Source organism: Lactobacillus sp. CBA3605, assembly GCF_002970915.1.
Lineage (GTDB): Bacteria > Bacillota > Bacilli > Lactobacillales > Lactobacillaceae > Lactiplantibacillus.
On sequence record NZ_CP027190.1, the window covers coordinates 961,998 to 977,384 of the forward strand.

Annotated in this window: 8 protein-coding genes; 1 reads left to right on the forward strand and 7 read right to left on the reverse strand. The window is 43.1% G+C overall.

Annotation, left to right across the window (positions count from 1 at the left end; genetic code table 11):
- Window positions 1–76: 76 nt before the first annotated feature.
- The 3 genes from C5Z25_RS04820 to C5Z25_RS04830 all read right to left on the reverse strand — a co-directional run bounded on the left by C5Z25_RS04820 (window position 77) and on the right by C5Z25_RS04830 (window position 3,644).
- Window positions 77–1,333 carry an MFS transporter gene (locus tag C5Z25_RS04820; protein WP_105451592.1) on the reverse strand — a complete coding sequence of 419 codons (1,257 nt, stop codon included), beginning with the start codon at window positions 1,331–1,333 and terminating at the stop codon, window positions 77–79.
- On the reverse strand, window positions 1,323–2,630 hold the full coding sequence (locus tag C5Z25_RS04825) for an alkaline phosphatase family protein (RefSeq protein WP_105451593.1): 1,308 nt from the start codon (window positions 2,628–2,630) through the stop codon (window positions 1,323–1,325). The genes C5Z25_RS04820 and C5Z25_RS04825 overlap by 11 nt, the downstream gene beginning before the upstream one ends.
- Window positions 2,631–2,813: 183 nt before the next feature.
- On the reverse strand, window positions 2,814–3,644 hold the full coding sequence (locus C5Z25_RS04830) for an alpha/beta hydrolase (RefSeq protein WP_105451594.1): 831 nt from the start codon (window positions 3,642–3,644) through the stop codon (window positions 2,814–2,816).
- A 162-nt stretch (window positions 3,645–3,806) separates the two neighbouring features.
- Between C5Z25_RS04830 and C5Z25_RS04835 the strand changes: the two genes are divergently transcribed.
- Window positions 3,807–4,529 carry a GntR family transcriptional regulator gene (locus C5Z25_RS04835; protein ID WP_105451595.1) on the forward strand — a complete coding sequence of 241 codons (723 nt, stop codon included), beginning with the start codon at window positions 3,807–3,809 and terminating at the stop codon, window positions 4,527–4,529.
- A gap of 341 nt (window positions 4,530–4,870) precedes the next feature.
- Here C5Z25_RS04835 and C5Z25_RS04840 read toward each other — a convergent pair whose 3' ends face one another.
- The 4 genes from C5Z25_RS04840 to pglZ form a co-directional block, all read right to left on the reverse strand.
- Window positions 4,871–7,849 (reverse strand): MucBP domain-containing protein, encoded by a 2,979-nt coding sequence (locus tag C5Z25_RS04840; RefSeq protein ID WP_105451596.1) that lies wholly within the window; start codon window positions 7,847–7,849, stop codon window positions 4,871–4,873.
- Window positions 7,850–8,491: 642 nt separating this feature from the next.
- Window positions 8,492–10,942, reverse strand: a complete 2,451-nt coding sequence (locus tag C5Z25_RS04845; protein ID WP_105451597.1) for a collagen-binding domain-containing protein — start codon at window positions 10,940–10,942, stop codon at window positions 8,492–8,494.
- 438 nt (window positions 10,943–11,380) lie between these two features.
- A complete protein-coding gene (gene rsgA, locus C5Z25_RS04850) occupies window positions 11,381–12,451 on the reverse strand; it encodes a ribosome small subunit-dependent GTPase A (RefSeq protein WP_105451598.1) in 1,071 nt (356 codons plus the stop codon).
- A 299-nt stretch (window positions 12,452–12,750) separates the two neighbouring features.
- Complete coding sequence (gene pglZ / locus C5Z25_RS04855; RefSeq protein WP_158682900.1) at window positions 12,751–15,279, reverse strand: BREX-1 system phosphatase PglZ type A; 2,529 nt, start codon at window positions 15,277–15,279, stop codon at window positions 12,751–12,753.
- Window positions 15,280–15,387 lie beyond the last annotated feature (108 nt).

Sequence of the window (15,387 nt, forward strand, 5' to 3'; positions counted from 1 at the left end):
GGTAAAAAATACTCACCGCAAGAATTTTGTGAATTCTTGCGGTGAGTATTTTTCGTCGTTTAATTATGACAGTTAACTAACTTTTTGGGGTTGGTTGTTGACTCAGATATGGCAAAGCCATGAAGATGACTAACCCAATTAGGAATAAAATACTTAACGAGGCCGCACCAACTGTCGATTTACCAGTCATCTGCGTCACAATTCCTACCAAGACCGGGCCCATAACTGCGGAGAATTTACCTAGAATATTATAAAAGCCAAAGAATTCGCTTCCTGACTGTTTCGGAATTAAGCGCCCAAAGTACGACCGGCTCAAGGCCTGAATACCACCTTGACTAGTCCCCACTAAGACGGCCAAAATCCAGAAATCAGTCGCGGTTGAGAGTCGCAAAGCATAGAGACAAATACCAAAATAAATGATGATACCAATTAAGATTCCTGTCCGCGTCGACGTTTTGCGGGCTAACCACCCATACAAAATAGAAAATGGAAACGCGACTAATTGAACAACTAGTAAAACCAGCATTAAAGTGGTCGTGGTAATCCCCATATCCATCCCGATGGACGTCGCCATCGTAAAGATCGTATCTACGCCATCAATATAGAAGAAATACGCCACTAAAAACCAAGCGGCTGCCCGATATTTCTTAATGTGCTTCAAGGTTGACCAGACTCGCTTAAAGCTAGCTGCCACTGGATGCGCATTCGCTTTTAACGCATAGACTTGATGGACATTTTTTAATAATGGAATATAAAAGATGATCCACCAAGCGGCAGCTAAAGCAAAACTCCAACGAGCCACACCATAGCTTGATAACTGTCCAAACCCATTAGTCAATTGTAAGACCAAAAATAGGATAAAAGCCAAGACGCCGCCCAGATAGCCAAAACCATAACCATAAGCGGATAAGCGATCCATCTGATCATTAGGCGCCACATCCGTTAAAAAACTATCGTAAAACAAATTACCACCAGAATACCCAATAATCGATAAGATATAAATTCCCAATAACCATTGCCAGGCGCCAGTCGGCATGACACTCAACCCCAAGGTCATAAGCATCCCGACCATTGAAAAAATATTCAGTAATCGTTTTTTAGCTTTAGGATAGTCTGCCAAAGCACCGAGCACGGGCGCTAAAATGGAGACTAACAACGTGCCAAGACTATTCGCATAACCCCAATAGGCAGTTGCATTAGCTGGGGTAACGCCACTACTTTGGGCCACCGCTTTAAAATAAACCGGCAACACCGCCGTCGTCACAATAATCCCATAGCCCGAGTTGGCCCAATCATAAAAAATCCAACTCCACTGCTGCTTATTAAACTTCATCCAAGCCCTCCTTAAAAATGCCATCTAAGCATTTACCAGGGAGCGACTCGTTAAAATGTAGCCCTAATAACCGGGCAAACGTCGGCGCCTCATCAACTAAGTTCGCTTGTTCAATTGTCACCCCAGCCTTAACCGCTGGACCGTTCAACACCAAAGTTGTTTGATAATCAGGCTTCGTTGGGTCATACCCATGAACACCATGATAGCGATCTGGTTGACCTAACGTCGCCGGATGGACTGGTTCAACCACGGCTGGGCGGCGGCTCTCATCCGTAAAGTAATACCCAGCTTCAGCTTCCAACATAAAGGTACACGTGGGATCAGCCCCACGTTGCGCAGCTTGTTCGCCGTTAATAATCGATTCTACGCCGGTGACTTGACTAATTAAATCTTTTAACTGCGCCAAATCATCAAAATCGCGCGTATAAATATAGGTAGCCCCATCAGCGGTCTTCGCCATGACGGACCAATCATCTTCAAACGTCTGGTCAGGACGCGGTGTTAGCCATCCCTGTTGCGCAAATAACGTATTTAAGTGAATCATATGATCAACATTAATCTGATAATGGTCCCCTAAAATTGCAAAATTCGTATCCGCAAACGTGCCCGCAGCCTTAGTTGCTTGAATTAATTGACCAACGTGGGCATCTAACCGCTGTAAGGCCGCCATGGCTTCCTTGGAACGGACCCCATAGCGATGTCGCATACTATCCATATCGACTAAATGAATTAACGTCAGATTCGGCCGCTTATGTGTAATCGTATCTACTGCACATGCCGTAATAAACTCATCAAGTTGGGGCTGTTTAATCCCATTCCGTAAATGTCCATAACGATGGTTCATTTGTAATAAAAATAATGGTGAACTAGCTTTTAAAGAAACTAAAACTTGGTTCGTCCAGATACGATTGGGAAAAATCTCCGCTAAATTGTATGTAATTTTACTACCAGCCGTCACTGGCCATAAAAAAGCGGCCGTGGTCAGCTTTTTTTGTCGCGCTAAGTCATACAAAGTCGGGACCTTCACATCTTTTTGATACCAATACCAGTCTGGTGACCGCCTTTGTGGTTGTAACTTGGTGTTGTTCACAATCCCATGTGTGCTTGGATATTGACCCGTAATAATCGTCGTATGTGATGGATAGGTCAACGTGGGATAAATTCCCGTCACGGATTTAACCCAAGCGCCACCCGTCATTAATTGATTGAGAACTGGTAATTCTGCTTGATGCTCGCGGAGGTCGCGAAAGCCCAACGCATCTAACGAGATTACCACTAAATGCTGATTTGTTGCCATGTTTACCGCCCCTTTGTAACGTTTTAATACTTGAAATTATACCGCAGAATGGCCACCAGTGTCAGCCAATTCTAAGCCAAACCGCACTTAACTAAGCAAAAGGTGACGCCTTAGCCACCGCCAATAGCAGCTCTTTTTGCAACAAAAAAGCGTTTGGTGCAGTCCAAACGCCAGTTACTTCGTTTAAATTTCGTCTGCTAAAAAGCCTTGTCGCTGTAACCATCGCACTGCCAATGGCACCCAATGGGCGGCTTGATCATCTAAATATTTCGCCTTGTGCGGTTTTTTCGTCACGTGGTTCGCTAAGGCCAGACCATGAATGCCGCTGCCAAAAAGATGGTACTCAGTGGAAACGCCTGCCTGTAACAATGCTTGGACATACTGAATTGAATTTAGCGCTGGGACCAACGCATCCGTGGCCGTTTGCCAGACAAAGGCCGGCTTCGTGGCCGCCGTAACTAACTTTTGTGCGGCCCACAAGGTTTGATCCGGCGTTATTTTTTGGCGATCAGCCGCCGTTGCTGGAAAGCCAGCCGTCAAATCAATCACCGGATATCCTAGAATCACCGCCGCATGGTGCCCCGCATATTGATCTAACTGATAGTGCGCTCGTAAGGTTGGCGTTGTCGCCACCCCATTGAATGCCGCTACCACCTGACCGCCCGCTGAAAATCCCGTTAAAATAATTCGCTCAGGATCAACATGGTGGGCTTGGGCCTGACTAGTTACCCAGGCAATCGTCTGGGCAACTTGCTGTAACGCCCGCGGATAAACGGCCGTCGTCGCCGTTGCTAATTGATACTCTAAAATAACCGTATGCATGCCTTCCGCCATAAATCGCGTGGCAATTGGGGCCTCCTCACGTCCCGAATGAAACGTAAAGCCACCGCCGGGACAAATAATCATCACCGGATATGCCACCGATGTGTCAAAATCAGTAATTTGGTCTAGCCAAGTTGCCGTCACTTGAAATGGCTGACCATCACTCATTAAAGTGTGTTGTTCGACTTGCATCTTTTTCCCTCCTAGTCTTGATTACGCTTACATTATAATAACAACTTTAACCAGCTGTCAATTTTTGTTCGAATAAATATTTAAATTTGTTCGGATATTTATTTAAAAAAGCTTATTTTTTGTTATAATGAAACTAATAATTAACTTCATGAAGGTGACATTTTGACTAAAAATACTTTTGAAACAATCTATCAAACATTGAAAGACCGCATTTTACAAGGAACCTATAGCATTAAAATGCGACTCCCCATCGAAGACGACTTAATCGCCGAATTCGATAGTAGTCGCTACGCCGTCCGTAAAGCAATCAAAAAACTTGCCGACGAAGGCCTGGTTTATAGCGTCAAAGGACGCGGCGTTGTTTTATTAGAACATACCTCTCAAACGCAACAGTTCAATCTTAGCTTAGGAAAATTAACCGGCATTCAGGCTATCAATGCCGACCGGCACTTAGACTATCAAACCAAATTAGTGAGCTTCAAACAAATCATCGTTGATCAAACACTAAGCCGGCAGACCGCTTTTGAAGTTGGCATTCCCGTCTATGCCATTCAACGGGTTCGTCAATTCAACGGGACCGCCGCCGTCATTGACTTGAACTATTTCAATGCGCAACTAACCCCCGGGATTACCGCTGAAATTGCGCAAGCTTCCATCTATGACTACTTACAAAACGAGTTAAAAATCAAAATTGCCGTCGTTAAGCGCATGTTGCGCGTCGATACAGCGCTGGCTATTGATTTTGACCAACTGGCCTTAGGGACCAATAATTGTATTGGCAATATGATTAGCATCGGGTTTAACGATGCCGGTCGTCAATTTGAATATACGGAATCACATTTTATTCCAAACGAATTTGTTTTCACTCAACTCATTCGTAATTAAACTTTACCAACAGTTTCAGGCTAAGTCGCCATTTAAGCGACTTAGCTTTTTTTGCGTCAAACCGGGCTATTTCACGCCCACTTGATGGACCATAACAAATCAGCGCAATTGATTCCCATTATTTATGACGATATGTTCGAATAAATATTGACTATTTGGTTTAACCAGCTATAATTATTATTATAAAAGCTAATGGGGGTTAGCTTTTGTATCACACAATCATCTTGATTGTTGGTATGATCGGGGACCAAAGAATTAGGGCTGGTCAAGGGAGTTTAAAACCATAAAAATGGTCGCTAGATAGCGCATATCTAGTGACTATTTTTATGCCATCAGCACATTTAATGGTGTCGACGACGCTTAACTAAACCGAACCGTCCTAGAACCCCCGTTAACGCTAACAAGCTCAGCCCCAGCCACTGCATGGCTGGGTGATAGGCATCACTCGTTTGCGGTAACTTGGACTTACCGGTCACCACTGGTGCTAATTTGACCAGTGGTGCCGCCGTCGCAACCGCCACTTTAGGTCCAATCGCCGCTGCCGCTTTAACGGGAACATAGGTGAATATCCTTACTTGTGGCTGACTTGTATATTGCCCCGTTATTATTGGCGCCGTACCCGCAACTAACTGATACCCCTTAAGCTTAGGTGCCGTGGCCTGATACGTTGTAGTCATCGGTCCAACCAACGTTTGACTCGGCCGTAATGCCTGCGTCGTTCCCGCTACTTGATAGTCAACCGTCACTTTACCAATGGTGGTCGGTACCGGCTGATAAGTGACTGTCAACGCGACATTTGGACTAGTGACATCTAGTGGAATTGCAGCAACTTGCGGTAATTCAGCTTGATAATGACTGATTTCTGGTGACGCTTGCGCTGCAAATGCAATTGGTGTCATTTGAGCCGCCCAATCGCTATACGTTACGACTCCTGTAACTTGATCAACTTGCGCCTGACGTGTAAATGTCACGACTTGAGTTGCCGTTGGCGCTGCTAACCGGCCATCGGGATACTGATATTTAACGGTTTCGGTGATTGAACGTAGTAACGTCAAATTGGCCGGTAATTGATCGCCTGGTTGAAACGTCTTCACCTGATGCGCTAAAGCAATCAAGTAATTGCCTGTCGCCGTTGGTTGCGTATAAATATCACCACTCAACGGATAGTCACTTGCTACTAACCGATAACCTGCCGCCGTATAAGCCTGAATACTTGTCGTTGGTTGATAACTCGCTTGACTCTGATACGGGCCCGTCAACGTGATTGTCTTTAAGACTTGACCAGTGGTTGTATCAACATATTGAACCGTACGTTGCACGGGGATCCCTTGATATTGATAGGTGATTGTCCTTGCTGACAATGCTAACGTCCCGCTAGCTGGCGCACTATTAGCCGCTAACGTCGCAGCCGTATAATTTGCAAGCTTTAGTGGCGTGCTGGTATACGCATCGCCAACATTCCCGTGAATCGTCGTGGCTGGTGCAATCGACGTTCCTGCGGTGTTTACATAGCTAACTGTTACCCCCCCGGCAACCACCGGCGTTAACCGATAACTAAACGTTAACAGCTGAGGGTTCTGGGTATAACTTCCCGTTGGTGAACTCGTGGCATCCGGCACCAGTGTATAGTGTGGGACCGCCGTATCTGCAGTGAAATCATAAGCTTCACCAATTGTTTTGCCAGGAATCAAAGTGGTTGGTTGAATCAGCTTCCCCGTATCAACGTCGACATATTGAATCGCGACTTGTGGCGTCTTTTGCCAGTACGCCGCTTGATAAATCATACTGTCGTAGCGAAAAAGCACATTATGTGGGTACGTGACATTGACATAATCAGCATGATTACCAACTGTTGTCATAATCCCTCTAAACCCATAAGCAAACCAGTTAGCACCGGCTACTGCTGGATAAGCCGTTGGAATTTCATATTTGCCATTACCTAAATTAGTGAGTGGCGTCTCCGATACCGAAGTATCGCCATTCCAAGTATTTTCATACTTATCCGTTAGTGAATCCCCCTGTAAGCCAATGATAGGATTTGCTTGAAAAACACCTGGTTGGCCAATCACAAAATCTGCCTGAGTTGGGACATTCACGCGTTGACCAATGGCAACAATGTAAGTCGACTCTTTAAAACCGCTTAGTGGTGAAAAATCTGATAGTGAATTATCATCAAGATTAAACCACTTATAACTTGTTTTATTATCAATGGCCGTTAGCCATGGCCCGATTTGTGCTAATTGAGCATTAGTCATCCCGTCTGGATTATTTTGATAATCAATCCGACCTGGTGCAATCGAGCCTACCAATTCCAGCTCACTAATCGGCGTTGGATCAATTTTTAATAGTGGTGTCAAATTAACATCAGCCATGTCATGAACCATGATGGTAACATTATTAAAACGATCATCAATCAATGGTGTTAAATCAATATTAGGATTAAGATACTCGGTCACAAAATCAATTTTAGCCTGACTAGGTAAATATTTTAAATATTGCATACCATCTAAAGAACCAGTCACAATCAATGGTTGATAGTCTTCCCCAATTGACAACTGATAGCCCTTATAATTACGGATATCCCCCACTGTTATCGGCCCAGTAATTTCTAATCCAGTCTGGACAGCTTTTTCAATCCCAGGATCGTTGAACGTGACGACAGTCGTATCAGGTACCGCAGTGGTCGCACTACTGGTGGCTGTCGAACCAGTGCTAATGGCGTTGCTGGTTGCGGCGGTACTATTAGTCATCGTGGTTGTGGCACTAGTCGTTAAACTACTGGTCGCCGTGGACGTCGGTGCACTAATTGGTGCCGTTGTTGCAGTCGTCGTCAAGCTACTGGTTGCGGCGGTACTACTAGTCAAAGTAACCGTTGCATGGGTTGTCAGACTAGTTGGCGCTGAAATAGCCGGACTGGCTGTTGAGGTGGCACTAGTTGCGCTTGTCGCACTAGTTGTTGCGGTAACCGCGCTAGCTGTCGCATTACTAGCTGAAACACTACTGGTTGCAGCACTACTAGCACTTGTTGACGAGCTAGCCGCCCCACTGACAGCGGCCGGTGTCACCGTTGATGACGCTTGACTAGTTGCACTCGTCGCAGGCGCACTCAAATCACCCTTAGCACTGGCCGTCACACTAGTTGGCGCAACAGCCGTCGTCGTGGTCGCCGCCTTAGCACTGACAGGTTGCATTAAACTAGTCGTACTAAAAAAAGTCCCGCCAGCTAAAACAATGATGATTGTACACCACTGTTTACCAGCTTTATACATACGATAATGAGTTTGCACTTTTTGAAAACGTTCTAATTGTTTCATTCGCATTCGCAAACTCGCCCCTTTCTAAAAACCTAATTCATCGTCTAATGCCCTACTTCAACCTAAAATTAATCCCCCTAATCACTTACTTTCACCCCTTAGGTTTACCATGGTCATACGGTCGATACAACTTCGCTACCACAACTTTCACCGCCAATCTAATTTAATCAGCCCCTATTCTGTTAGGTAAATTTCTTAAGAAACTAAGTTAGCTTATAATTAATTTCATGCTAAAATAACGGTTAACTTGACAATGTCGTAACCGGTACCATTTTTGGCATAATCCTTTTAATATCACTTGGCATTGCCTGCCAAAAGTCGCCCTAGCAACTAGCAAAGATCGTCACGCTTAGTTGTTCACCTTCAAAAGTCGACCTAACTAACACCTTATTAAACTGATTAAATAAGTCTAATAATCAAACTGAATCATTTATTTTATACTAAGCCAGTGAATTCATTCAATAATGATTGCCGATAAAACGAGTTACCCCTATACTATTACTCATAGGCCAGCCATTTTATAATCAATATTTGTTAATAATGGCTTTCTCTTAGCCGACATGAAGGTCGAGGAGTTAACTTTGGGGATAACTAAAATAAGCCTGGGCCAATTGGCTCAAGCTTGTTTTAGGTCTAAGATTCATTTATTCAAGCACGATGACGATGAAATAGTGCGACACTACTCAATAGGATGACCCCAATCATACCAAGGATAGTGACCCATTGTGATTGACTGTCATTGGTTTGAGGCAACTGCTGTCCATGCGCCGTTTGCATTGCTGTCACGACCCGGGCACGTAAGGCGACTAGTCGTTTTAGCGTTGCCACTCGTGTTGCGGACTGTGGTTGATCCTGGGCTTGCTTAATCAATTGATCAATTTTCGCTAACAACACCGTCTCATCAGTTAACTGATCTTCTTTAGGTTCAATTAAAATATTTTCAAACTCAGTTGCCAACTCTGCTTCGACCGTTGGCGTTAAAACGGTGACATCTTCAAGCTCCGCAGCTTCTTCATCAACTTCTGCCGCCGCATCCTCTTCTGTCGTGGTTTCAGATGTAGACACTTCGTCGACTTCATCTGGTACGTCAACTTCACCATCGTCATCCGTTTCAGAATCAGTTGCCGGTAATTCCGCATCAATCATTGGTGGGACGGCAGTTTCATAGTCTGGTTCTTCCGGCGTAACTGACGGTAAATCAACGTCAATCGTTGGTGGAACCGGCTTCTCATAGTCCGGTTCTTCCGGCGTAACTGTTGGTAAATCAACGTCAATCGTTGGTGGGACCGGCTTTTCATAATCCGGTTCTTCCGGTGTTACTGTTGGCAAATCAACGTCAATCGTTGGTGGAACCGGCTTTTCATAGTCCGGCTCTTCCGGTGTCACCGTTGGTAAATCAACGTCAATCGTTGGTGGAACCGGCTTTTCATAGTCTGGTTCTTCTGGTGTCACCGTTGGCAAATCAACGTCAATCGTTGGTGGAACCGGCTTTTCATAGTCCGGTTCTTCCGGTGTCACCGTTGGCAAATCAACGTCAATCGTTGGTGACACTGGTTTCTCATATTCTGGTGTCTCTGGATCATTTTTATTATCCGTATTATCTTGCAAATCCCACCGATGTGTTTCAGCATTCACTATAACCCGATCTGCAATGATATTACCGTCTAAATTCTGATTGGCGATAACTTCAGCGGCCGGCGCTAAGACACTCCCCTGAAAAGGCCGATCAATCGAAATCGTACCGGTCACTAATTTATCATTGGCACTTGCATCATAGAAATTCCAAAGTAAGTGATTGTCCCCAAAATCTTCAGTTTCCTGATTATTACGGTCAGTCCCATCATCATAAATCACTTTAATCTGTGAATTGACATGATAGTCAGTAGCGCCGTTAGTATCAACGTTGATGAGGACCGTATTACCATCTTTATCTGCCGAAAGTCCAGTAATCGTTAATGGCGTACTAGTTGCCAAAACTTCCGCCGCTAGATTAATAACGATTTTACCATCAGCATCTGGCACAAGATCACTGACATCAATCGCCCGCTGATTATGATCTGAAAAATCAGCGTTTGTATAAGTTGCGACCGGCGATTCATCACTAAGCTGAACATTTAAAGCAGCAAGCTTGGCAAATTCTTCGTCAAAATCAATATAGACGGTCCCGGCCTTATCCTGATAGACTTCTTTAGCAAGCAAATGATCAATATCGACGCCATTCACCTTAGGCCGCTTAGGATTGCTAACATCAACGTCAACATTTTCGCCAAAAATCACTTTATTCTCCCGCGTATCACCAGCTGAAACGAACGAGCTATTCGCAATTGTCGTCACATGTTGAATATATGAAATATCCTTATCTAACAGTTCTTCAATGATACTTGTACCGAAATTAACATTCCCTGATAAATTTGCAACCGCAATATTGCCATTAGTATGCGCATTTAATTCAGCTTCACGCGCAAAGATATGAAACTGCGATGAAACACCCAATAAATTATGTAAATCTGGATAGTCATCCGTCACCGTGCCACCAGCCGCGACAGCATCATTTGCCACCGGCATGGTGGCTTTAGTCGCCGTTTTTATACTTGGTGTTTTCTGGCTGCTAGTGACCGGCGCCACGCTTGGCTTAGCGGTATTGCTGACGGCACTTACTGCTGAAGATTCGCTTGCAACTGAACTAGCCGCTGAACTGGTCGTACTAGTTGCGGTTGCCTGACTAGTTGGCGTCTGAAACTGACTACTTTTTTCAGTACTGGCACTGGTGATTGCAGTTTGACTAACACTAGTACTGCTTGCCTGGCTGACACTGCTTGTACTAGTCTGGCTAGCGGCGCTTACCGAACTGGCACTCGCATTAGTGTCGCTACTGGAACTAGCAATGTCACTCGAGCTTGAGCTAGTCGCTACTGATTCTGACGCCGATGTACTTTCCTGAGTAATCGCCGTCGTCGTACTGGTTACAGCTGCTTGACTAGTCATCGTTTCAGCATTAGCAGTAACGGTTACCCCACTTAATACCGCCATCACAGCGCACGTAAAAACCCAACGACGACCAATTTTATACATCTTAAAATGTGTTCGTTTACTTGCCATTCTTTTCCCCACCTGAGCGTTTACTTTTATTGTGTGAATTTTATTCAACCTAAAGTTATTTTCACGCTTTTATCACGAACAATCAAGCGACTCAGATAACTTTATTCAGATAAACCGATTATTTTATCACTGCAGACAAACGTGATAGTGCCAACAGTTTAAGCCGTTTACCACTAGTGCCAACAAGTCATCATAACCACATAATTATCTGGCCTTAATTATTCGGCAATATCTCATTTTCAAAACTATTTTCAAACAAAAAAGCCGATGGTCGCGTCCATCGACTTTCAAACTATTCTAGGTGGTAACGTGAAATTCACCTGACTCTTAAGCGTTAGTACTTAGACTAACTTACCCGAAACAAGCGCTCGTTACCCTGATGCAAAATCAGTGTACCAGCTGAAACGCGTTTCTAGTCAAGCAAAAATTCAACTTCATTTACTTTTTATTTTTAAACTGGCGCACCATTTGTTTCATTTCACCCTTACCCCCAAACATCCGCTTAATTTTCTGAGCTTCCATTTGGCGAGAATTAAGCCCTTCATAGGTCACTTCACGTTGTAACTTTTGATAACTGCTAAATCTGGCAGGCGTTATATTCCCCGCCGTAATCGCTGCCTGGACTGCACAGCCCGGCTCGTTAGTATGGGTACAGTTGCGAAATTTGCATTGTGCCGCTAATGTCGTGATATCTTCAAAAGTCTTCGCCAAATCGCCCGTGTATAACTGTAGTTCCCGCATTCCCGGTGTATCAATCACCATACCACCGGTTGGTAATAATAATAGTTGCCGGGAAGTCGTCGCATGCCGCCCCTTGTCATCATCCGCTCGAATAGTCTTAGTTGCCAAACGATTCTGACCTAATAGCCGATTAATCAGCGTTGATTTACCCACTCCCGATGACCCGACTAATGCCACCGTTTGACCGGCGCCCAGATAGGCCAGAATCTCAGCTTCCCCAACCTCAGTTGTCGCTGAATAAGGAATAACGTCAACGCCCATGCTGACTTCAGCCAACTCAGCTAATTTTGCTGCTAAATCCGTGCATAAATCAGCTTTGGTCAGCACAATCACCGGAGTTGCTCCACTATCCCACGCCATCGTTAAGTAGCGCTCAACACGCCGAACATTAAAATCAGCATTCAATGACATACAAATAAAAATCGTGTCTAGATTCGCCGCAATTAACTGGCCCTGTGATGTATTTCCAACCGCCATCCGCGCTAAGACACTTTTTCGTGGTAAAACTTGATTAATCATAGCAACATCTGGCGCAACCGTCCCCGCATCAATCAGCACCCAATCACCAACGGCTGGGAGCTCGGTAATATCCGCCGTCTGATAAGCGAAGCGTCCAGTCACTTTAGCGTTCAATTCACCGGTCGCAGTCATCAGTTGATACAACTCACGATGTTGTGCCGTCACCCGGGCGAGCACTTGATGTGGTGCTTGCTCAGCAGTCGTTTTTAAACGTGTCGTTAACCCATATTGGCTTAAATTAATTTTCAATTTTCTAAAATCCTTTCGTAAGTCCAGTACCCTTTTGCTTACGATAAAAAAGCACAGTTACCCACTGCACTTCAAAATGAGCCGATTAAAAGGGCTTCTGCCATTCATCAGTCATTTATCTGGCCTTAGGGTACACTAAACAAAGCAGGCATAATCCTACTTTTTTCGTATAAACTAATTACCTGATTAAACGGCCGACATAATGACACCCCTTATGATTTAGTTCTTAAAAATTAACATGAATTTTAAGGCCTGTCAATTGTGGTTTTAGCCAACTAACACGGACTAATTACTGATTTTTAAATATCATCAGGGTTCACAAGATCCATAGTATATTGCAACTTACTTATAGAATGATCTGTTAAATTTTCAATCACTAAATAATAAACTGAATTACGATTATAAGCCTGATCAATTAACATGCTTCGAACAGTTTGAATTCGTTCACCAATTGCCTTTTTTTCGCTGTTAGCGTTAACCACTAATTGGCCTGAAATTTGGTGATCGTGATCATCAACAAAGTATAACTTGTAACTAGTTGGAACGACAGTGGCGCTAATTGGTTCAGGCTGCATAATACTTAAGGGTACTTCTAATGACGTTATACGCCGTTTAGTATTCACTAACTGTAACTCCGCCATTTGTGCATTAGATTTGTCACTACTTGTTCGAATTTCCAACAATGGTACCAGCATTTCTTGTAATGAAGACCCTCCATGGACATAATTATCTCCACCGTTGGCCCGAAATACATTCGCCGTTGTTGGATAATAAACATAACGTTCATCTTCATTATTTAGCACTGCAGCTAGTGATTGCCGCTTAATACCAGGTTCTTCAACCTCACGCTTTGTAATTAAATAGCGTGGCGCTTTCCAATCGGCATCATCAGTAGGTAATTCAATCTTATCTACTGCCTTTAACTTCTCATCCCGATATAAATAGCCATGATCAGCTGTGATATAAAGATGAGCAATGCTAGCACTCCGTAAGCGATTTACAAACCCACGCAATTCATTAATAGCTTCATTAGCGGCAGCAAAGGTCGCATCTTCAGTTCCTTGATTCTCTGCAGTTGTATCAATTTGATTATGATAAATATAAATAACATCCTGACCTGCAAATGCCGTTCGTAATTCATCTCTAGTCTTACTCTTCAACTCTTTGAATCGGTAAGCTACACTACGTGGATTAGCTTGCTGTAAAATCAACTGTCTTTTTTTTACATTATCAGCTTCCATACCGTCAACAGCAACACGCCGTGTATTAGTCTGCAATGCCAACTGCCTATGTGGTAATAGTGCTGACATACCCATATAAGTTACTGATGGTAAACCAGTCACCAAATAATGCATGTTTAGCTCATTGATTTGATCATCTAACGAAAATTGATTTTGTAACTCTTTAGCAACTTCAAATCTTAAAGAATCCGAAATGATAACCACAATACGATTATTTTCCATCCCAACATATTGTTTATAAAAATTACGTTGCAAGACTTTGGGTGCAAGTTCTTGATAGTTAAAGTTTCGATTCCACGTGACCGCGTATGTTGACAAATAATCCACATACCAGGCCTCAACTAAATTCTTTACAGGCTGAAAGTCCTCTGGAAAACCAGCTTGTTGGTATTCATAAACAAAATGGCGGTAATCCGTATCTACCAAATACCCCGCTTCTAAGTAATCATTAATTAAACTACTCATATTGTCAGCTGGAGAAGTCCCTACCATTTTTTTTAGCCACCACGCATTACACATCATTTGGTATAAATGATTAAAGTAAGGCGTTTGTCCGTAATGTGTCGTTTCTCGCTGCTTAGTTAACTGATCAATTTCAACGCCATTAACAGTCACATCACTAACATCTAATTTCAGTTGCGTCTGAATCCACAGCAGTATTCGTTTATCAAATTGCTTAAAAACATCTGCTCTTGCAATATCATCAATTTCTAACTGCCTAAATAGCTGTTTTTGATCAATAACTTGCCAGACAGCCGCTGCCACTTGTGCAAAGCTATCTTGATTATCTACTTTTTCACTAGCACTAAATTGTTGCATAAAGGTTTGTACATTAGCAATTTTTCGACCCAGATTCCATTGTTGAACTTTAGCTGGGACTTTTAAGTCCATCTGTCTGAAAGCCATCGTGACGTACAATGCCGTACTCAAATCCAACACTTGAGTTTCATTGGGATCACTTTCAAAATTAAATTGTTGATGCACCTTGTCCCAAAATTCAGATAAAACGCCATATTTTTTAAATTCATTTAGGTATTTATTATTTACTAAATCGGCTTTTAAAATTGCCTTTAATACACCAAAAAAATCCACTAACGGTTGGTCTAATCGTGTAATCGTCGCCATAATGGCTACAGCAGGTTGACTATGGTAACTATCAATATCAAATTTAGCAAATCGTGCTCGTCGAACTTTATTAGCAAAGAAAGTCTTATGATCTTTTAAAAATCGATGTAAATTAGTCGGTAAGCCTAATTCTTGACGCAAAATTTCTTGAGCATCTGCTTTGAACGTTACCGAATACAACACCATATCACGTAAATGATTTTCTTCTATCGGTGGCTGCGGCTGTGGAGAATAAACTAAGAACTTCTCACTTTGATCTGCATTTAAAAGTCGTAGTTTAGTCTCTAATTGGTGCCCTGACATTAATTCAATAACGGTTGCAACATCTGCCAGTGCTGTCGTTAATTCTGAAATACTATCTTTAAATCCGCCGTCATCATCATACCAAAAAACAATTTGATGCCCGTCAGAAAAATCGTTTTTTAATGTTGTAACTACTTGTTTAATGTCCATATCAGCCATTAAAAATACCTCTTTTCCCATGAATCCTTACGTATATCATACCCTATCAACCTTAAAATCTCACATTATAAAAAAATTATTATTGTTCACTCCAAACTATCATGATGG